This window comes from Aeromonas sp. S16(2024), from assembly GCF_041403065.1.
Taxonomy (GTDB): Bacteria; Pseudomonadota; Gammaproteobacteria; order Enterobacterales; family Aeromonadaceae; genus Aeromonas.
Genome location: NZ_JBGLQX010000011.1, coordinates 12,864 through 33,511 on the forward strand (window position 1 = coordinate 12,864; position 20,648 = coordinate 33,511).

Consider the following 20,648-nt stretch of genomic DNA (forward strand, 5'->3'; position numbering starts at 1 on the left):
GGTTACACCTCGCGTTTGGCGCACATCAGTTCGGCGGTACAGACCACTTCACCGTCGACGGTGGCAACGCCGGTGAACTTGGCGATGCCGCGACGCTCCTTCAGGAACTCCACGTCCAGCACCAGCTGATCACCGGGGCCGACCGGACGCTTGAAGCGGGCGTTGTCGATGGAGGCGAAGTAATAGAGTTCGTTGGGGGACGGCTTGCCCACCATGGTAAAGGCCAGGATACCGGTCGCCTGGGCCATGGCCTCCAGGATCAGCACACCCGGGAACACCGGCTTGGCCGGGAAGTGCCCCTGGAAGATCGGCTCGTTGAACGAGACGTTCTTGATGGCGCGCAGGGTCTTGCGCTCATCGCTGATCTCATAATTTTCCACCTTGTCCACCATCAGGAACGGATAACGGTGGGGCAGCAGATCCATGATTTCCTGGATCCCCAGGCTTTTCTTTTCAGTAGTCAAAACAGTACCCTATACCAATCGTGATTATTCTTGATCCAGCTTTTTCTCAAGTCGGCTCAACCGCTTGTGCATCTCTTCGATACGCATCACCCGGGCGGCGGTCTTGCGCCACTCTTTATTGGTTTGCAGGGGGATGCCGGAAGAGTAGATACCGGGCTCGGTAATGGGTCGCATCACCATGGCCATGCCGGTGACGGTGGCCTGGTCGCAGATCTCCATGTGCCCGTTAAAGACGGAGGCGCCGCCAATGATACAGTATTTGCCGACCTTGAGACTACCGGCCATCACGGTCGAGCCCGCCACGGCGGTGCCGTAGCCAATCTCGACGTTGTGGGCGATCTGGCACTGGTTGTCGATGATGACGTTGTCCGCGATGCGGGTGTCTTCCAGGGCACCGCGGTCTATGGTGGTGCAGGCACCGATTTCCACCCGGTTGCCTATGGTCACGCCGCCGAGCTGGGGGATCTTGATCCACTCGCCACGCTCGTTGGCATAACCGAAGCCGTCGGCCCCGATCACGGTGCCGGCTTGCACCAGACAGTCCGTGCCCAGGGTCACGTTATGATACAGGGTGACGTTGGCCCACAACCGGGAGCGTGCTCCCAGTCGGGTATTCTTGCCAACGAAACAGCCCGGGCCGATGCGGACATCATCCCCCAGCACCACGCCGGATTCGATGACCGCATTGGCGCCGATGGCCACTCTCTCGCCCAGTTGCACATCCGCCGCGATGACGGCACTCGGATGGATATCCGTGGCCGGCTGCGGTGTGGTGTCCAGCAGTTGGGCTACCCGGGCAAACCCCACATAGGGGTCTTTGAGCACCAGGGCATTGGTGGGGCAAAACGGCAGGTCCGCCTCAGTGATGAGCACGGCAGTCGCCTTGCTCTGCTCCAGGAAATGCCGGTACTTCTTGTTGGACAGGAAGGCAATCTCCCCCTCCCCGGCTTTTTCCAGTGTCGCTACCTTGCGGATTTCCCGGGTCCCATCCCCATGGACCTCGGCCCCCAGTTGCTGGGCCAGCTGTGCGAGAGTGAATGCCATCAATTAGTTGCTCTTGCTTACCTGAGAGATAACCTGGCCGGAGATGTCCAGCTTGCTGGCGGCATAGGGCGCAGCATTGCGCTCCAGCACCAGATCATAGCCATTGCTCTTGGCGATGGCGTCGATGGCAGCCTGCACCTTGGTCAGGATCTTGTTGCGCTCTTCAGCCTGACGACGGCCGTTGTCCTGCTCAAACGCCTGACGCTTCTGGTTGAACTCCATCTGCAGCTTGGCCAGCTTCTCCTGGTTCTGCTTCTTCTGTTCGGCGCTCATGAAGGCTTCGTCCTTCTTGAACTTCTCGACCAGAGCCTGACCGTCGGATTCCAGTTTCTGCAGCTCGCGCATGCGCGGCTCGAACTCACCCTTCAGCTTCTTGGCCACGGCTTCACGCTGGGGCAGCTTTTGGAAGACTTCGCCCATGTCGACCACGGCGATCTTGGTCTCAGCCCAGGCGGAGCCCATACCGGCAGCCATCAGTGCAAAACTCAAACCAGCTACTTTCAACGCTTTATTCACACTTACTCCTTGGTCCCTCGGTCGAGGGCTACCTGATTTACCTGATTGTGCAAGCGATCCACAAGACCGTCTTGTTACCTGGTGAGGCACGCAAACCGCGCGACCCATCATACTTCTCCCCCGCCGCAGCGGGGTCGTCCGACCCGATTAGAAGGTACGGCCGATGTTGAAGGAGAAGACTTCGGTATCGTCCCCTTCGTATTTCTTGACCGGTTTCGCCAGCACGAACACCAGGGGCCCCATGGGAGAGAGCCACTGCAGCGACAGACCCGCCGACATCCGGATATTGGTGGGGTCGGAGTAGTCCATCAGATAGTTGCAACCACTGAAGCAACGGTTCTGGTACTGGCCATATTCGAAGGTGGTATCCCACACGGTACCGGCATCGACGAAGAAGCTGGTCCGCAGCTGGGGCTGATAGGTCTCTGACGCAAACGGCGTCGGCACTATCATCTCGAGGGAGGCCACCGCCAGGGCATTGCCCCCCACCGAGCTGTCGGTGCCCTGGATCACGTCGTTACCGCCCAGGTTGTAGTAGTAGAGCGCCTTCGGACCCACTGTGTTGCTCTTGAAGCCGCGCAGGGTGTCGAAGCCACCGGCGTAGTAGTTCTCGAAGAAGGGCAGCACGTGGTCGTAATCGCCGTTGCTGCCGTAGCCGTTACCGTAGGAGGCACGGGCCTTGGCCAGCATGACCCACTGGTGGTCGGCATCGAACGGGAAGTAGTGGGAGTCTTCGGCGTTGAGCTTGAAGTACTGCAGATCCATGCCCGGCACCGTCACCTTGGCGTTCACCCGCTGACGGTCACCGGCGGTCGGGAACTGGCCCTTGTTGAGGGTAGAGCGGGTCCAGCCGGCGGTGACGTCCACTGTGTTGAACACCATGCGGTTGTCGCCGTCCAGGTTGGCCTGGTACACCTTCCAGAACTCATCCACCTGCACATAGGGGTTGGGCTGGGAGAGCTTGTTGTTCTCGTAGCCCAGGCTGAAGTCGAGGCGGTTATTCTCGTTGACCGGGAAGCCGCTGGAGAGGCGGAAGCCTATGGTGGTGTTTTCGTAGTCGACGATGTTGGCATCGGCCGCGCTGAACTTGTTGTAGTAGAGGCGGCCGCCCAGGCTGACGCCATCGACGGTGAAGTAGGGATCGTTGTAGCTGAGATCGATGTTCTTCGAGTAGTCGTTGGTGCTGGCGTTGATGCCGATCTTCTTGCCGGTGCCCATGAAGTTGTCTTGCTGCAGGCCCGCCTGCAGACTCAGACCCGACTCGGTACCGTAGCCGATGCCGGCGTTGATGGAACCTGCCGGCTGCTCCTTGACCTTGAAGTCCAGATCGACCTGATCGTCGCTGCCCGCCACCCGCTTGGTGTCCACTTCCGCGGTCTCGAAGAAGCCGAGGCGGTTGAGACGGGTCTTGGACTGCTCGACGTTGTCGGAGGAGAGCCAGGTGCCTTCCATCTGACGCATCTCGCGACGCAGCACTTCGTCCTTGGTGGTGACGTTGCCGCTGAAGTTGATGTTGCGCACATAGACACGGGGGCCCGGCTCTATGTTGACGATGAGCTCCACTTCCTTGGTCTGGTCATTGACCTGGGGGAAGGTGACCACTTTGGGATAGGCGTAGCCATAGCGGCCGAGGAACTTGGAGAGCACCTCTTCGGTGTGGGTCACCTGGCTGGCGGAGTAGACGCTGCCTGCCTCTATGGGGATCAGCCCCTTCATCTCGCCGCCACGGTCGATCATGTCCCCCTTGAGCTGCACGCCGGAGACCTTGTACTGATCCCCTTCCTTGATGTTCAGGGTGACGTAGACGCCCTTCTTGTCCGGGGTCATGGAGACCTGGGTGGACTCCTGAGCGAAACGTATGTAGCCGCGGTCCATGTAGTAGGAGCGCAGCACTTCGATGTCACCGGCCAGCTTCTGCTTCTGATAGCGCTGATCGCCGGTGAAGTTCCACCAGGGCACATCGTCCTTCAAGGAGAGCTGGGCCAGCAGTTTCTCTTCCGGGAACACCTGGTTGCCGACGATGTTGATCTGCTGGATCTTGGCCGCTTCCCCTTCCACGAAGGTGAACTTGAGGTCGACCCGGTTGCGGGGCAGCGGGGTGACGATGGCCTTGACCTTGGCGGAGTACTTGCCCACGCCGTAGTAGAAATCTTCCAGTCCCTTCTCGAGGGAACTCAGCACGGTACGATCCAGGGGATCACCGACGCGGATACCGGAGGACTCCAGGCTCTGGGTCAGCTGCTCCTCCTTGATGTCCTTGTTGCCGGAAAACTCGATGCTGGAGATGGTCGGGCGTTCCTTCACCACGACTTGCAGCACCTGGCCGTCACGATAGACCTTGACGTCCTCGAAGTTGCCGGAGGCATAGAGCTTCTTGATGGCGTTGGCCAGGGCCACCGAGTCCACGGAGTCACCGACCCGGACCGGCAGATTCAACAGGGCGGCGCCCAGGGTCACCCGCTGCAGACCCTCGACCTGAATGTCTTGCACCACAAAAGAGGCAGGGGCCGCCTGAGCCAGGAAGCTGGCTCCCAGCAGGCAACTCAACACCAATGCTTTTTTAACAGCCATTTTGTTCTTATGTGTCCTTGTTGATGCTCTAGCCTCAGAGGCGAGCGAAATCATTAAACAGCGCAATGCCCATCAGTAACATCAGAATGGCGGCGCCTATCCTGAACCCAATTTCCTGAATTTTTTCTGGTACCGGCTTGCCGGTGACTGCCTCGATGAGGAAGTAGACCAAATGGCCCCCATCCAGCACCGGCAGGGGGAACAGATTGATGATCCCCAGGTTGACGCTGATGAGCGCCAGGAACCCGAGGAAATAGACCAACCCGTAATCTGCGCTGCTGCCAGCCCCCTTGGCGATGGAGATGGGGCCGCTCAGGTTGTCCAGGGAGACGATGCCACCGATCAGCTTGCCGATCATGTCAAAGGTCAGCGTGATCAGGCTCCAGGTCTTCTGGACCCCATGCCACAGGGCTTGCAAAGGCCCATACTGTAACAGAACTCGATACTCATCCGGTAATGGAACCAGTTGCGGCGACAGGCCGACGAAACCGACCAGCTGGCCCCGTACTTTTTTCACATCCGGGGTCAGGGTCAGGGTCAGATCGCTGCCCTCGCGCTCCACCGTCACCTGCAGTGGCTGCTCCGGCGATTGCTGCACTCGCTCGACAAACTCGGTCCATTCGGTGATCGCCTGCTCACCCACGCCCTTGATGCGATCGCCCACCTGCAGACCCGCCTTCTCGCTGGCGCTCGAGGGCACTATGGCCTGTACCACCGGCAGCACCTTGCCGCCGAGAGGGACTATCCCCAGGCTGCCGATGGGGGACTCTTTGTCCGGATCGAAACTCCAGCTGTCCAGCATCAGCGTCTTGTCGACGGCGTAGCTGGCCCCTGGCGCCTTCAGCTTGAGCTGTACCGACTTGTCACCCAGGTGGCTGATGAGGGCATAGGTCACGCTCTCCCAGTCCCCGGTGGCCTCGTCGCCGACGCCGACGATCTCCATGCCAGGCTCTATGCCGGCCTGGGCCACGATGGACGCAGGGCGCACCTCACCGACCACCGGCTTGACGCTCGGCACCCCTATCATGAACATCAGCCAGAAAGCGAACAGGGCGAACACGAAGTTCGCCATGGGGCCGGCCGCGACTATGGCCATCCGCGCCCAGACGCTCTTGTGGTTGAAGGCCTGTGCCTCCTCCCCCGGCTTGAGTTCATCGACCCGGCCGTCCAGCATCTTGACATAGCCACCCAGTGGGATCAGGGCCAGCACATATTCGGTGCCATCCTTGCCGATGCGGCGCCAGATAGCCTTGCCAAAACCGATGGAGAAACGCTCGACCTTGACGCCACAGCGGCGGGCAACCCAGAAGTGGCCAAATTCATGCACCGCCACCAGCAGCCCCAGGGCCACGATGAAGGCGCCAATATTCCATAACAAGGTGCCCATCAGCCGATCACCTCGGAGTCATGTCCAGTTCTGCGCTCGAGGGCGTAGAGAGCGGCACCAGTCCACCACAGTCCGTTCATACGGCAAGCTCCTCTATCAGTTGCTGGGCATGGGCACGGGCCCTGCCATCCAGCGCAATCAGATCCTCCAGCGAACCTGCGGCACTGGTGCCCAGTCTCGTCATGATGGATTCGTTGACTCTGGCAATATCCATAAATCCAATGCGCTCTGCAAGAAAAGCCGCGACGGCCTCCTCATTGGCGGCATTGAGAGAAGTAGTCGCCGCCTGCCCTTGCTGGCAGGCCGCCATGGCCAGTGCCAGGCAGGGATAACGGGCGTAGTCGGGGCGGATAAAGCTGAACTCTCCGACACTGAAGAAATCCAAAGGTTCCACGCCGGACTCAATCCTGGCCGGGTAAGCCAGGGCGTGGGCGATGGGGGTACACATGTCCGGGTTGCCGAGCTGGGCCAGCACTGAACCGTCCTTGTACTGCACCATGGAGTGGATCACCGACTGGGGGTGGATCACCACCTGGATCTGCTCCGGGAGGGCGTTGAACAGCCAGCGCGCCTCTATGTACTCCAGCCCCTTGTTGATCATGGTGGCGGAGTCCACCGAGATCTTGGCCCCCATGGACCAGTTGGGGTGCGCCACCGCCTGGGCCGGCGTGACCCTGGCCAGCTCGTCGATGTCGGTATAGCGGAAGGGGCCGCCTGAGCCGGTCAGCAGTATCTTGCTGATGCCCGCCCCTGCCAGATCGCAGAAGCCAGGCTCGCGCTGGATCGCCTCGGGCAGACACTGGAAAATCGCATTGTGTTCGCTGTCGATGGGCAGCAGCTCGGCGCCATGGTGGCGCACCGCCTCCATGAAGAAGGCGCCGGACATCACCAGGGCCTCCTTGTTGGCCAGCAGGATCCGCTTGCCGGCACGCACGGCGGCCATGGTGGGTGCCAGACCCGCTGCACCGACGATGGCCGCCATGACGCTGTGGGCATCGGGGTGAGCGGCCACTTCGCACAGGGCAGCCTGACCACAGAGCACCCGGGTGGCGCAGCCGTGGGTCTTGAGCCGACCGGCCAGATCGCTGGCGGCGTTCTCATCCACCATGACGGCGAAACGGGGGGAGAATTCGAGACAGTCCCGCACCATGGCGTCCACGCTGCGAGCCGCAGTCAGCGCCAGCACCTGCCAGCGTCCCGGATTCTGCCGCAGCACCTTGAGGGTGCTCTGACCGATGGAGCCTGAGGCCCCCAGAATAACCAGATTGCGCATCAGAACTCCTGACCGAGTAGCAGATAGCTGAGCAGGAAGACGGGCAGCGCCGCCGTCAGGCTGTCGATGCGATCGAGGATGCCGCCGTGGCCCGGCAGCAGGGTACCGGAATCCTTGATGCCGGCCTCCCGCTTGAACATGCTTTCGGTCAAATCGCCGAGCACGGACGCCAGCACCGCCAGCAGGGAGCAGAGCAGCACCACCCCCATCTTGGCCGGCACGAAGCCCATGAACCAGGTCACGCCTATGGCCAGCACGCTGGCGGTAAAGAGCCCACCCAGCATGCCCTCTATGGTTTTACCCGGGCTGACGGCCGGCGCCAGCTTGTGCTTGCCGAACGCCTTGCCGAAAAAATACGCGCCAGAATCTGCCGCCCAGACCAGGCCCATGACGAACAGCAGGATCCAGGCCCCCATCATGGGGTCGTGATAGAAGTTGTACCCACGGATGGCCACCAGGGACCAGAAGAAGGGCACCAGGGTCACCAGACCGAACAGGGACTTGAGCCAGACGGACTCTTTCCACAGCCTGGCGCTGCGGGGGTAGCGCAGCACCAGCAGCAGCCCGAGCAGCCACCAGCTGATGGCAGTCCAGAGCACGCCCATCACCAGCGGATGCAGCTGGGGGATCCAGAGTTGCTCTACCGGCACCCAGAACAGGCTGGCACCGAGCAACAGGCAGAACACCAGCGGCAACCATTGTTGCGGCTGGGCAGAGACGAAGGCGCTCCACTCACGGCTGGCCAGCAGAAAGACCAGGGCAGCGAGCAGGGCAAAGAATTTCAATGGCAGGAAAAACAGTGCCCCCAACACCAGGGGTACTAACAGTAATGCGGTAATAATTCGTTGTTTTAGCAAAAGAAACCTCTCTCTTGGGAGCGGGGTTTAGCCGGTCTGTTGCGCGGCGATCAATTCCCGTATCTGTTCACCCGTACACCCGAAGCGACGCTCGCGAGCAACGAAGGAGGCAACTGCCCCGCTGAACTCGGCCTCGTCAAAGTCGGGCCACAAGACCGGGGTAAAATAGAGCTCGGCATAAGCAAGCTGCCATAACACAAAATTGCTGATGCGATGATCCCCGCCGGTGCGGATCAGCAGATCCACCGGAGGCAAATCGGCCATGCAGACCTGACGTCCCAGCGCCTCTTCATCGATCGCCTCGGCATCCAGCTCGCCCGCAGCCACGGCGCGAGCCAGCTTGCGGGCCGCCTGGGCGATGTCCCACTGACCGCCATAGTTGGCGGCGATGTTGAGGGTCAGTCCCTGGTTGCCGGCGGTCAGGGCCTCTGCCTTGGCGATCTTGGCCTGCAGCCGTTCACTGAAACGGGCGGTATCGCCTATCACCTTGAGCCGGATGCCATTGCTGTGCAGCTTGTTCACCTCACGGCCAAGCACCGTCATGAACAGCTCCATCAGGGCATTAACCTCCCCTTCCGGGCGGCGCCAGTTCTCACTGGAGAACGCGAACAGGGTCAGCGCCTCCATCTTGGCACGGGCGGCAAAGGCCACGGCCTCACGCACGGATTTCACGCCCGCCTTGTGGCCAGAGACCCGCATCTTGCCACGGTTCTGAGCCCAGCGACCATTGCCATCCATGATGATGGCGACGTGACGAGGTAAGGACGAGCTGGCGCTATCGCCTAGCGCTGCCAAAAGCGACATTCATTTCTCCCACAAAGACAAAAGCGCCGTGCAGGGGCACTACACGGCGCTCGTAATATACCTGTCGGAGGCTTAGATTTCCATTAGCTCCTTTTCCTTCGCGGCCAGGGCGTCATCCACCAGCTTGACGAAGGCGTCGGTCAGTTTCTGGATCTCTTCCTGGGCGCGACGGTCGTCGTCCTCGGAGATCTCCTTGTCCTTCAGCAGCGCCTTCAGATCGGCGTTGGCATCGCGACGAATGTTGCGCACGGCAACCCGGGCACCTTCGGCTTCGGCACGGACTATCTTGGTCAGATCGCGGCGACGCTCTTCGGTCAGCGCAGGCAAGGGGACGCGCAGAGTCTGGCCATTGCTGGACGGGTTCAGGCCCAGATCGGAGGTCAGGATGGCTTTTTCCACCGCCTGGATCATGGAGCGATCGAAGATGGAGATGGACAGGGTGCGGGCATCTTCTGCCACTACGTTAGCCAACTGTTTCAGAGGAGTGGCGGCACCGTAATACTCCACCTGGATACCGTCGAGCAGGCTCGGGTGAGCACGGCCGGTACGGATCTTGGACATCTGGGTCTTGAGCGATTCTACGCTCTTGGCCATGCGGTCCTTGGCGTCGTTTTTAATCTCGTTGATCACAGTGGTTTTCCTTTTGGCGAACGAGCCGGCATGCGGCCCGTATCTATCTTGTTTACTGGCGTAATGGACAAGCGCGCCAGGCGGCTCAGGCTTGTCTTACTTGCTGACGTGGTGGATCAGGGTACCTTCCGGCTCACCCATGATAACCCGACGCAAGGCGCCCGGTTTGTTCATGTTGAACACCCGGATCGGCAGATCGTGGTCGCGGGCCAGGGTAAAAGCAGCAAGATCCATCACTTTGAGTTCTTTTTCAAGAACTTCATCATAACTCAGTTCTTGATAGAGCACTGCATCCGGGTTCTTGACCGGATCATCGGTGAACACACCATCGACCTTGGTGGCCTTGAGCACCACGTCGGCTTCGATCTCGATGCCGCGCAGGCAGGCTGCAGAGTCGGTGGTGAAGAAGGGGTTACCGGTACCGGCGGAGAAGATCACTACCTTGCCGGCGCGCAGCTGGCTGATGGCCTCGGCCCAGCTGTAGGAATCGCAGACACCCTGCAGGGAGATGGCAGACATCAGACGGGCATTCACATAAGCACGATGCAGGGCATCACGCATGGCCAGGCCGTTCATGACGGTCGCCAGCATGCCCATGTGGTCACCCACCACGCGGTTCATGCCCGCCTTGGCAAGACCGGCGCCACGGAACAGGTTGCCGCCGCCGATGACCAGACCGACCTGAACACCCAGCTCAACCAGCTCTTTGATCTCTTGGGCCATCCGCTCCAGCACCGCCGGATCAATGCCAAAACCCTCGGATCCTTGCAGGGCTTCACCACTCAACTTCAGAAGAACACGTCTGTATGCAGGCTTGGGATTGGTACTCATGTCACTGATTCCTGGTCATATAAAGACCGCGACATAAGTCGCGGTCTGGGGAAACGGAAAAACCGGTTCGATTAAGCCTTCTGAGCGGCCGCGATCTGGGCTGCTACTTCAGCCGCGAAATCGGTCTCTTGCTTCTCGATGCCTTCGCCCACTTCGAAACGGGTGAAGGAGACAACGTCAGCGCCTTCTTTCTTCAGCAGCTCGGCAACGGTCATGGAAGGATCTTTCACGAAGGGTTGACCAGTCAGGGAAACCTCACCGGTGAACTTCTTCATGCGGCCTTCAACCATCTTCTCGGCGATCTCTTTCGGCTTGCCGGAGTTGATGGCGATGTCGATCTGAATTTCGCGCTCTTTGGCAACGACTTCAGCAGACACGTCTTCAGGCTTGACGAACTGCGGGCTGTTGGCAGCGACGTGCATGGCCAGATCTTTGGCCAGGTCGGCAGTACCACCGGTCAGCTTGGTGATAACACCGATGCGGGAACCGTGTACGTAGGTACCCAGGTTGTCACCTTCAACCAGCATCACGCGACGCAGGTTCATGTTCTCACCGATCTTGGCGATCAGGTTGGTGATGGTCAGCTCGACGGACTCACCGTTACCGAAATCGGCGGCCTTCAGGGCGTCGATGTCAGCAATTTTCTGGGTCGCGGCGATGTCGGCGATCTTCTGGCCCATGGCCATGAAGCTGGCGTCTTTGGCGACGAAGTCGGTTTCGCTGTTCAGCTCGATCATGGCAGCAATGTTGCCTTCGGTACGGGCGAAGATCACGCCTTCAGCGGCGATACGGCCCGCTTTCTTGGCGGCCTTGGCCTGACCGGATTTGCGCATGTTCTCGATGGCCAGCTCGATGTCACCAGCGGCTTCTTCCAGCGCTTTTTTGCAATCCATCATGCCAGCGGCGGTGCGCTCGCGCAGTTCTTTTACCAGGGCGGCAGTAACGTTAGCCATGTCCAGTATCCTCGGTCTTGAATTGACAAGAAACAGGGGCCACAAGGGCCCCTGCTAACCAATTACATCAGCTTGGTTAATAAGGGCTTTACAGTCCTTATCAATTACTCAGCTTCAACGAAGCCATCTTGTTCGGCTTGAACAACGATGTCCTGAGCGCGAGCTTCCAGTACGGTGTCAGCAGCAGCATTCAGGTACAGCTGTACGGCACGGATAGCATCGTCGTTACCCGGGATGACATAGTCAACGCCGTCCGGGTTGGAGTTGGTATCAACGATGGAAACTACCGGGATACCCAGGTTATTGGCTTCTTTGATAGCGATGTGCTCGTGGTCGGCATCGACAACGAACAGAACGTCAGGCAGGCCGCCCATGTTCTTGATACCACCCAGGCTCTTCTCCAGCTTGTCCATTTCGCGAGTACGCATCAGCGCCTCTTTCTTGGTCAGCTTGTCGAAGGTACCGTCTTGGCTCTGGGTTTCCAGATCTTTCAGGCGCTTGATGGACTGACGAACGGTTTTCCAGTTGGTCAGCATGCCGCCCAGCCAGCGGTGGTTAACATAGAACTGGTCGCAACGCTCAGCGGCTTCTTTTACGGCTTCAGACGCGGCACGCTTGGTACCTACAAACAGGACCTTGCCCTTCTTGGCAGCTACGGAGCTGATGAAGTTCATGGCATCGTCAAACATCGGAACGGTTTTTTCCAAGTTGATGATGTGAACCTTGCTGCGGGCGCCGAAGATGTAGGACTTCATTTTCGGGTTCCAGTAACGAGTCTGGTGACCGAAGTGAACGCCGGCTTGCAGCATGTCGCGCATAGAAACTTTAGCCATTTTATACCTCTGTATTGGGGTTAGGCCTCCACACATCCCATGTAACCGACCCCAAAGGGGCACCCCGGTACAGGTGTCGATGTGTGTGTGTTATTGAGTAAGGGTGATGGAAGGGGGCACAAGTTCCCCATTCCGGCGCGCTTTATACCATAACTTTGGTCAGGACACCACCAGCTGGGCCGCTAAAAATGGATCCCGGCGAGGGCTGCGACCGCTGGATGACGTTGCGATGACGATCACACTGGAAGTAAACGGGGGTTGGGGATAAAATTTTGCCCTGATTGCAAACGCATCTATTTTTCATTACCTGATTGTTGGGCATCGGCAGGATGCGCAGTCAGGCCCCAAGAGAGATCCCATGTCCATTAAAATCAAGACACCGGAAGAGATTGAAAAGATGCGCATTGCCGGCCAGCTGGCCGCCGATGTGCTGGTCATGATCGCCCCCCATGTCAAGGCTGGCGTCACCACTGACGAGCTGAACACCCTGTGCCACAACCATATCGTCGAGGTACAGCAGGCCATTCCCGCGCCGCTCAACTATCACGGCTTCCCCAAGTCCATCTGCACCTCGGTCAATGATGTGATCTGCCACGGCATCCCCAATCACAAGAAGCTGCGGGAAGGGGACATCATCAACCTGGACATCACCGTCATCAAGGATGGCTACCACGGCGACACCTCCGCCATGTTCATCGTGGGCCAGACCACCCCCCTGCGCCGCCAGCTGTGCAAGGTGGCGCAAGAGAGCCTCTACGCCGCCATCAAGCAGGTGCGTCCCGGCATGTGCATCACCGAGATCGGCGCCGTGATCCAGCCCATCGTCGAGCAGGCCGGCTTCTCCGTGGTACGTGACTACTGCGGCCACGGCATCGGCAGCGAGTTCCACGAAGAGCCGCAGATCCTGCACTACCGCAATGGCGGCAAGCTGGAGCTCAAACCGGGCATGTGCTTCACCATAGAGCCCATGGTCAACAGCAAGAAGTACCACTGCCGCATCAATCCCAAGGATGGCTGGACTGTCACCACCAAGGACGGCGGCGACTCCGCCCAGTGGGAACACACCCTGCTGGTCACCGAGGATGGCTGCGAGGTGCTCACCCTGCGCCCCGACGACACTATCGACCGCGTCATCAAACACAGCTAACATCGAACCCCGGCCCTGACCTCAAAGCGCCGGGGTTTTTACTGCCCGTTCCAGCCGTTTGCCTGCTACTTGTGTGTGAGATGCCATGGATGCCAGTCTGCTTTCCCCCCACCTGTTACCCGACGACCAGCTCACCCGTGACAACTGCAAGGAGTATCTGAGCCGCTTCCTTGTCTGGCTGCACGCCCGTTTCGATGCCGGTGACAACATCATCGAACTGGTGGCCACCCGCTCCGAGTACATGGACGCGCTGCTGACCCGGCTTTGGTATAAATTCGGCTTCGACAAGACCAGCCTGACCCTGATCGCGGTGGGCGGCTATGGCCGGGGCGAGTTGCACCCCCACTCCGACATCGACCTGCTCATCCTCTATGAAGGGGACGAGCTGGACGAAGTATTGGGGCTGCGCATCGGCGAGTTCATCACCTTGCTGTGGGATCTCAAGCTGGAGGTCGGGCAATCGGTGCGCAACGTGAGCGAGTGCATCGAGCAGGGCCGCAGCGATATCACGGTCGCCACCAACCTCATCGAGGCGCGCTACATCACCGGACGCCTGGCGGGGTTCGAGCAGTTGCAGGCCGCCACCCAGCCCCAGCACTTCTGGCCGAGCGAGGCCTTCTTTCGCGCCAAGCGCGAGGAGCAGAGCCTGCGCCACCAGCAGTTTCTCGGCACCGCCTACAAGCTGGAGCCGGATCTCAAGAACAATCCCGGGGGCCTTCGCGACATCCAGACCCTGGCCTGGGTCGCCCGCCGCCACTTCGGCGCCACTACCCTGTTCGAGATGACCAGCCACGGTTTCCTCAACCGGGCCGAGTACCGCGAACTGCTCGACTGCCAGAACTTCCTGTGGAAGGTGCGCTTCGCCCTGCACATGGCCATCAACAAGGGAGACAACCGTCTGCTGTTCGATCGCCAGCGCACAGTGGCCCAGATGCTGGGGTTCGAGGGGGAAGGCAACGGCCCGGTCGAGCAGATGATGAAGCGTTTCTATCAGACGGTACGGCGGGTCGCCGAGCTCAACGAGATGCTGCTGCAGCTGTTTGACGAGGCCATTCTCGGCAACACCGCCATGGATGTGCGCCGCATCAGCGACGAGTTCCAGCTCCGTGGCCGCCTCATCGATGCGGTGGATTCCGAGCTGTTTGGCCGCGACCCCGCCGCCATACTGCGGCTCTTCTACCAGATAGCCCAGCACCCGGACATCGCCGGCATCCACTCCGCCACCCTGCGCCAGCTGCGCGAAGCCAGACGCACCCTCAGCTGCTGGCTGCAGGACCTGCCCGAATGCCGTCGTCTGTTCATGGCGCTGCTGCGCCACCCCAACGGCATCGGCCAGCCCCTCACTCTTATGCATAAGTACGGGATCCTCGCGGCCTATCTGCCCCAGTGGAACCTCATCGTCGGCCAGATGCAGTTCGACATGTTCCACGCCTACACGGTGGATGAGCACACCCATCGCCTGCTCCAGAACATCCATCGCTTCCCCAATCCGGCCAGCCGCCAGACCCACCCGCTCTGCCACGAGGTGTTCACCCAGTTGCGCAAGCCGGAGCTGCTCAGCATCGCCGCCCTGTTCCACGACATCGCCAAGGGACGGCGGGGGGATCACTCCGAGCTCGGCGCCGTCGATGCACTGGAGTTCTGCCAGTTGCACGGGCTGGATCGCTACGAGAGCCGCCTGGTGGCCTGGCTGGTGCGCCATCACCTGCTGATGTCGGTCACCGCCCAGCGCCGCGACATCTACGATCCCGAAGTGGTCACCGACTTCGCTCACAAGGTGCGCGACGAACTGCACCTGGATCTGCTCTATTGCCTGACCGTGGCCGATATCTGCGCCACCAACGACACCCTGTGGAACGACTGGAAGGGCACCCTGCTGCGGGAGCTCTACTTCGCCACCCAGAAGGCGCTGCGCCAGGGGCTGGAAAACCCGCCGGACATGCGCCTCAAGATCCGCGAGAACCAGCGCCAGGCCAGGCAGATCCTGGCCCAGCGCGAGGTGCCCGAGGAAGCGGTCAACGCCCTCTGGAATGACTTCAAGGCCGACTATTTCCTGCGCCACAGCCCGGAGCAGATCGCCTGGCACTGCCGCAAGATCATCGCGCACGGCGACAATCCGGCCCCCCTGGTGCTCATCGGCAAGCACCCCATCCGGGGTGGCAGCGAGGTGTTCATCTATTGCCGCGACACCCCGAATCTGTTCGCCACCGTGGCCTCGGCGCTGGATCAGAAGAACCTCAACATCCACGACGCCCAGATCATGAACTCGCGCAACGACTATGTGCTGGACACCTTCATCGTGCTCGAACCCAATGGCGAGCCCATCAGCCCCAACCGCACCGCCACCATCAAGAAGGCGCTGGAGAAGGCGTTGCAGGAGCCGGGCAAGCTGGTGCTGCGCAACAAGCCCCTGTCCAGGCGCCACCGCCAGTTCAGCGTGCCGACCCGGGTGGTGTTCCTGCCCCGCTCTTCACCCACGAAGGGGGAGAGCCGCCACACCCTGCTGGAGCTGACCGCCCTGGATACCCCGGGCCTGCTGGCCCGTATCGGTGCCGTCTTCCAGCAGTGCGGCATCGAATTGCATGCCGCCAAGATCACCACCATAGGCGAGCGGGTGGAAGACTTCTTCAGCCTCACCACTCTGGCCGGCGAGCCGCTGAACCAGGCCGAACAGCAGGCGCTGGAGGAGCGGCTGGTCAATCAGCTCAACCCCCAGGAGCAGGGGGACGAAGAGGGGCGATAAGGCCCGGGCAAGGCTTCACAAGACGCCGTTTATCGTTCTGATTTATCAATCAGAACAAGTGGTTGGGCCACTCAAGTACAATAAACCGCCTTTCTTTTGAAGAAATCGGCCAGAGCCCTTAAAAACGATTGGAAAAGTGTGATACAACAAACAGAATTTTTTAAAGGAAACCTGTCATGACCCAGTTGCAACAGACCATCGAAGCGGCCTTCGAGCGCCGTGATTCCATCACCCCCGGCTCCGTCGATGCCGCCACCAAGGCCGCCATCCTGGAGGCCATCGATCTGCTGGACTCCGGCAAGGCCCGGGTCGCCGAGAAGATTGCCGGTGAGTGGGTCGTCCACCAGTGGCTGAAGAAGGCCGTGCTGCTCTATTTCCGCATCAATGACAACGGCATCATCAAGGGCGACGACGCCCAATACTACGACAAGGTTCCCCTCAAGTTCTCCGACTACACCGCCGAGCAGTTCAAGGCGGCGGGCGTGCGCGTGGTGCCGCCGGCCACCGCTCGCAAGGGCTCCTTCATCGCCCCCAATACCGTGCTGATGCCCTCCTATGTCAACATCGGCGCCTTCGTCGATGAAGGCACCATGGTCGATACCTGGGCCACAGTGGGCTCCTGCGCCCAGATCGGCAAGAACGTGCACCTCTCCGGCGGCGTCGGCATCGGCGGCGTACTGGAGCCGCTGCAGGCCAACCCGACCATCATCGAGGACAACTGCTTCATCGGTGCCCGCTCCGAAGTGGTTGAAGGGGTGATCGTCGAGGAAGGCTCCGTCATCTCCATGGGCGTCTTCATCGGCCAGTCCACCCGCATCTATGACCGCGAAACCGGCGAGATCCACTATGGCCGCGTGCCGGCCGGTTCAGTGGTGGTCTCCGGCTCCCTGCCCTCCAAGTGCGGCAAGTACAGCCTCTATGCCGCCGTCATCGTCAAGAAGGTGGATGCCAAGACCCGTGCCAAGGTCGGCATCAACGCCCTGCTGCGCTCCATCGACGAGTAATCGACCAGCTATCATGGAAAAAGGGGCCTTTTGGGCCCCTTTTGATTTTGGCGCTCCTGTCACAGGCAAGCCACCGTGACTCGGTTAAGATAGATGGGTCAGGATCGTTTCAAACCGAGGAAGCCCGATGTACGAGAATCTGAAGAGCCTGGGGATCCAGGAGCCCACCTCAGTGGACAGCTATACCCTGCGCCAGGAAGCCAACCACGACATCCTCAAGATCTATTTCAAGAAACAGAAGGGGGAGTTCTTCGCCAAGAGCGTCAAGTTCAAGTATCCCCGCCAGCGCAAGACCATGCTGATAGACTCGGGCACCCATGAGTACAAGGATGTCACCGAGATCAACGCCAACCTCAAGTACGTGGTGGATGAGCTGGATAACCTGACCCAGGGCGTGCACGTCGAGATCGATCAGGACATCAAGCAGAAAATCCTGCGTGACCTGCGCCACCTGGAAAAAGTAGTGCAGAACAAGATCAGCGAAATCGAGCGGGATCTGGAAAAACTCTAGACTGCTCCCCATCCTGCACAAGGCGCCATCAGGCGCCTTTTTAAATGCCGCTCCACAGGGAAGCTGCCAGCACCCTCCCCCCGGATCTGCTCGGCCCTTCGCCCAGCTGGCTGACAAGCGCCCAGCAAAAAGGGAGGCTTGCGCCTCCCTCTTCAAACACTCTGATAGTCAGGCAACAGGATTAGTTGCTCTTCATCCAGATGTCCATGTCGGTTTTCAGGTTGTCGGACTTGGTACCGAAGATGGCCTGTACACCGGAGCCAGCAACCACCACACCGGCGGCGCCCAGCTTCTTCAGACCAGCCTGGTCAACCTTGGCCACATCCTTCACGCCGACACGCAGACGGGTGATGCAGGCGTCCAGGGAGGCGATGTTATCTTTACCACCGAAGGCAGACACCAGGGCAGCAGACATCTCGTCTTTGCTTTGACCAACGGTCTCTTCGGCAGCTTCGTCTTCGCGACCCGGGGTTTTCAGGTTCATGGCACGGATCACCACGGTGAAGACCACGTAGTAGATGACGGCGTAGACCAGACCCAGACCAACCAGCAGCAGCATGTTGTCGGCACGGGGTGATTGCACCACGAAGTCGATGAAGCCATTGGAGAAGGTGTGACCGTGCACGACACCCAGCATGTTGGTCAGCACGTAAGCCAGACCGGCCAGCAGGGCGTGAATCGCATACAGCACAGGTGCGACGAACAGGAAGGAGAATTCGATAGGCTCGGTGATACCGGTCAGGAAGGAGGTCAGGGCAGCGGAGGCCATGATACCAACAATCTTGGCGCGGTTTTCCGGCTTGGCAGCGTGAGCGATGGCAAACGCAGCGGCAGGCAGACCGAACATCTTGAACAGGTAACCACCGGCCAGCTGACCGAAGCCGTTACCGGCAGCGCGGGAAGCGTCATCAGCAGTCAGGAAGCAGGTCATGATGCCGTGTACGGTTTCGCCAGCGGCATTGACACAGGTACCCGCCTGATAGAAGAAGGGGACGTTCCAGATGTGGTGCAGACCGAACGGGATCAGGGAGCGCTCAACCACGCCGTAGATACCGAAGGCCAGTACCGGGTTCTGGTTGGCAGCCCAGTCGGAGAAGGCACCGATGGCACCACCGATCGGCGGCCAGATGAAGGAGAGCACAACACCCAGGCCGATGGAGACGAAGCCGGTGATGATGGGCACGGCACGCTTACCGGCGAAGAAGCCAAGGTACTCGGGCAGCTGGATCTTGTAGAAGCGGTTGAACGCCCAAGCAGCGACACCACCGGCGAGGATACCCCCCAGCACACCGGTATCTATGCTCTCGACGCCCATCACAGGTGCCATGACCTTCAGGGTCGCGACCATGATGCCGTAGCCGACGATGGCAGACAGACCGGATACACCGTCGTTATTGGTAAAGCCAAGTGCCACGCCGACGGCGAACAGCAGGGCCATCTGGCCAAACACTGAACCACCGGCCTGCTCCATCAGCTGGGAGACAATTTCCGGCAACCAGCTGAAGTGAGCAGCGCCCACCCCCAGCAGAATACCTGCAACGGGCAAGACCGATACGGGCAGCATCAGCGCCTTACCGACCTTTTGCAGATTAGAGAAAGCATTCTTTAACATGTGTGCGCTCCTGAATGGATTTTTTTCCGACAACGACTCAGTGCAGTTTATTGATGACGGTGTACTTCATCCATGGCTGCATCGAATGCGTTTTCCGGGGGTGTTTATTTTTGACCTACAGAATATAACCCAGCAGGGTTGGAAATGCCTCCACCGAGACCAAGGTAATAATAAATTTGGAGGAGAGATCACAAGATAATAAATAAGCAGGAAGGGGGCAGCCTTGAATATTATTTCGTATTGTTATAGCTTCGCCGCAAAAAGAAAAAAACCACTTCAAAATAACTCAAAAAGAAACCAATGAATACCTAATGAAACCAATTGTAACGACATGTAACTTATTGCGGTTTTATATTATTCAGTCTACCGATTAAAAAGGCCTCCAACAAGGGAGGCCTGAATTAAATATTACTTTGAATAAATCCGGTTATTCAGTTTTTCTGTGAACGCTTCACCGCATCAATAAAGACGGATTTCGCCTTGGTTGAACCGGCCCGCTCGGCTTCATTCACGAGCTGCATCGCCTTGTCGATATCCCCGGCCTTGACCGCCTTCTCGATCTGGCTGTTGTAGAAGGTCTCTGTCTCGCTCAGCATGGCGGGAGCTGGTGTGCTGGGGGGCGTGGCAACAGCGGCAGTGGTCGCCACCGTCGCCGCCACGGCCGTCGTGGCCGGTTTGGCCTGACTCATCGCAACCTTGTCCGAATACTCGGGCTTGAACACGGCTTCCAGACCCTGCCCCTTGGCCATGTCGACGACCTTGATTTGCAGCAGACCCCAGGGGGAATGGGGGATCACGGGATCCTTGATATCCGGCTCGACAGTGCCATTGGCACGGGCAAAGGCCTTCGCGGGGTGCAAGATGGTGGTGCTGCCGGACAGCTCGTCGGCCGGGGCGTAGACCACCATATAGGTTTCGGTCGCCGGGTTGCCCGGCATGCTGCGATCCACGAACACCTTGCCTTCGATCCTGTCATTGTCGAGCAGGTGGGCGGGCTGATACGTGAAGACAGATTCACCCAGCACACGGGTTACCTTGAACTGGGCATCCAGCATGACCACCTTGGGCACGAGCACCGTCTTGCTCACCTGGGAGGCCAGGGTGATGGCCAGGTTGCCGGTATTGACCGGCAGGCGATAAGCGGCGAAATAACTCATCCCCTCGTCAAACTGAAAACTGGGCTGCTTGCCATCGATGGCCAGCAGCGTCTCGCCTTCCGGCAAGGAAACATAACTGAATTCGTTGAATGCCTTGCAGCAGCTCGTCGTCTGAGCGAGCGCCTGCTTGGCCTGATCGGCATTACTCAGGATGGAGGCGTGCTCCTGTACGGGCACCACCATGCTACCGGAACAACCGGCCAACAGCGCGGTAACCACGGCCGCGATAGACATCTTTACCAGTTTCATTCTTCTTATCTCCATAACCCGGTTGCCAAATCCTGCTAAACAAAACTGCCCCCATCAGGGGG

At 59.6% G+C, this 20,648-nt stretch carries 18 protein-coding genes; 4 read left to right on the top strand and 14 right to left on the bottom strand.

Features of this window, described 5'->3' with window-relative positions:
• Positions 1–2 precede the first annotated feature (2 nt).
• The 12 genes from fabZ to rpsB all read right to left on the bottom strand — a co-directional run bounded on the left by fabZ (position 3) and on the right by rpsB (position 12,163).
• Positions 3–464 (bottom strand): 3-hydroxyacyl-ACP dehydratase FabZ, encoded by a 462-nt coding sequence (fabZ, locus tag ACB030_RS10025; RefSeq protein WP_010673414.1) that lies wholly within the window; start codon positions 462–464, stop codon positions 3–5.
• Positions 465–488: 24 nt separating this feature from the next.
• Positions 489–1,508: a UDP-3-O-(3-hydroxymyristoyl)glucosamine N-acyltransferase gene (lpxD, locus tag ACB030_RS10030; protein ID WP_106887881.1), complete on the bottom strand. Its 1,020-nt coding sequence runs from the start codon at positions 1,506–1,508 to the stop codon at positions 489–491.
• A gap of 3 nt (positions 1,509–1,511) precedes the next feature.
• On the bottom strand, positions 1,512–2,024 hold the full coding sequence (locus tag ACB030_RS10035) for an OmpH family outer membrane protein (protein WP_205641234.1): 513 nt from the start codon (positions 2,022–2,024) through the stop codon (positions 1,512–1,514).
• Positions 2,025–2,171: 147 nt separating this feature from the next.
• Entirely contained in the window at positions 2,172–4,595 is a 2,424-nt protein-coding gene (gene bamA / locus ACB030_RS10040; protein WP_371159471.1) for an outer membrane protein assembly factor BamA, read from the bottom strand.
• 34 nt (positions 4,596–4,629) lie between these two features.
• Positions 4,630–5,982: a sigma E protease regulator RseP gene (rseP, locus tag ACB030_RS10045; protein WP_371159473.1), complete on the bottom strand. Its 1,353-nt coding sequence runs from the start codon at positions 5,980–5,982 to the stop codon at positions 4,630–4,632.
• A 76-nt stretch (positions 5,983–6,058) separates the two neighbouring features.
• Positions 6,059–7,255 (bottom strand): 1-deoxy-D-xylulose-5-phosphate reductoisomerase, encoded by a 1,197-nt coding sequence (gene ispC / locus ACB030_RS10050; RefSeq protein WP_371159475.1) that lies wholly within the window; start codon positions 7,253–7,255, stop codon positions 6,059–6,061.
• A complete protein-coding gene (locus ACB030_RS10055) occupies positions 7,255–8,112 on the bottom strand; it encodes a phosphatidate cytidylyltransferase (RefSeq protein ID WP_041206258.1) in 858 nt (285 codons plus the stop codon). Before ACB030_RS10055 ends, ispC begins: the two co-directional genes overlap by 1 nt.
• 27 nt (positions 8,113–8,139) lie before the next feature.
• Positions 8,140–8,916: a polyprenyl diphosphate synthase gene (uppS, locus tag ACB030_RS10060; protein WP_205641229.1), complete on the bottom strand. Its 777-nt coding sequence runs from the start codon at positions 8,914–8,916 to the stop codon at positions 8,140–8,142.
• Positions 8,917–8,988: 72 nt separating this feature from the next.
• On the bottom strand, positions 8,989–9,546 hold the full coding sequence (frr, locus tag ACB030_RS10065) for a ribosome recycling factor (protein WP_106886072.1): 558 nt from the start codon (positions 9,544–9,546) through the stop codon (positions 8,989–8,991).
• 96 nt (positions 9,547–9,642) lie between these two features.
• Positions 9,643–10,377: a UMP kinase gene (gene pyrH, locus ACB030_RS10070; protein ID WP_025327915.1), complete on the bottom strand. Its 735-nt coding sequence runs from the start codon at positions 10,375–10,377 to the stop codon at positions 9,643–9,645.
• Positions 10,378–10,448: 71 nt separating this feature from the next.
• Positions 10,449–11,330, bottom strand: a complete 882-nt coding sequence (tsf, locus tag ACB030_RS10075) for a translation elongation factor Ts (RefSeq protein WP_205641228.1) — start codon at positions 11,328–11,330, stop codon at positions 10,449–10,451.
• A 104-nt stretch (positions 11,331–11,434) separates the two neighbouring features.
• Entirely contained in the window at positions 11,435–12,163 is a 729-nt protein-coding gene (rpsB, locus tag ACB030_RS10080; RefSeq protein WP_025327917.1) for a 30S ribosomal protein S2, read from the bottom strand.
• Between the two features lie 358 nt (positions 12,164–12,521).
• Between rpsB and map the strand changes: the two genes are divergently transcribed.
• The 4 genes from map to ACB030_RS10100 all read left to right on the top strand — a co-directional run bounded on the left by map (position 12,522) and on the right by ACB030_RS10100 (position 17,568).
• Entirely contained in the window at positions 12,522–13,310 is a 789-nt protein-coding gene (gene map, locus ACB030_RS10085) for a type I methionyl aminopeptidase (RefSeq protein ID WP_106886071.1), read from the top strand.
• Between the two features lie 85 nt (positions 13,311–13,395).
• Positions 13,396–16,053, top strand: a complete 2,658-nt coding sequence (glnD, locus tag ACB030_RS10090) for a bifunctional uridylyltransferase/uridylyl-removing protein GlnD (protein ID WP_371159480.1) — start codon at positions 13,396–13,398, stop codon at positions 16,051–16,053.
• 176 nt (positions 16,054–16,229) lie between these two features.
• A complete protein-coding gene (gene dapD / locus ACB030_RS10095) occupies positions 16,230–17,057 on the top strand; it encodes a 2,3,4,5-tetrahydropyridine-2,6-dicarboxylate N-succinyltransferase (protein WP_005330795.1) in 828 nt (275 codons plus the stop codon).
• 127 nt (positions 17,058–17,184) lie between these two features.
• Positions 17,185–17,568, top strand: coding sequence for a DUF3461 family protein (locus ACB030_RS10100; RefSeq protein WP_005330793.1), 384 nt, complete (start codon positions 17,185–17,187; stop codon positions 17,566–17,568).
• A 181-nt stretch (positions 17,569–17,749) separates the two neighbouring features.
• Here the strand turns inward: ACB030_RS10100 and ptsG are convergent, their stop codons facing one another.
• Positions 17,750–19,180 (bottom strand): PTS glucose transporter subunit IIBC, encoded by a 1,431-nt coding sequence (gene ptsG, locus ACB030_RS10105; RefSeq protein WP_371159482.1) that lies wholly within the window; start codon positions 19,178–19,180, stop codon positions 17,750–17,752.
• A 431-nt stretch (positions 19,181–19,611) separates the two neighbouring features.
• Positions 19,612–20,586, bottom strand: a complete 975-nt coding sequence (locus ACB030_RS10110) for a MalM family protein (protein WP_371159484.1) — start codon at positions 20,584–20,586, stop codon at positions 19,612–19,614.
• Positions 20,587–20,648 lie beyond the last annotated feature (62 nt).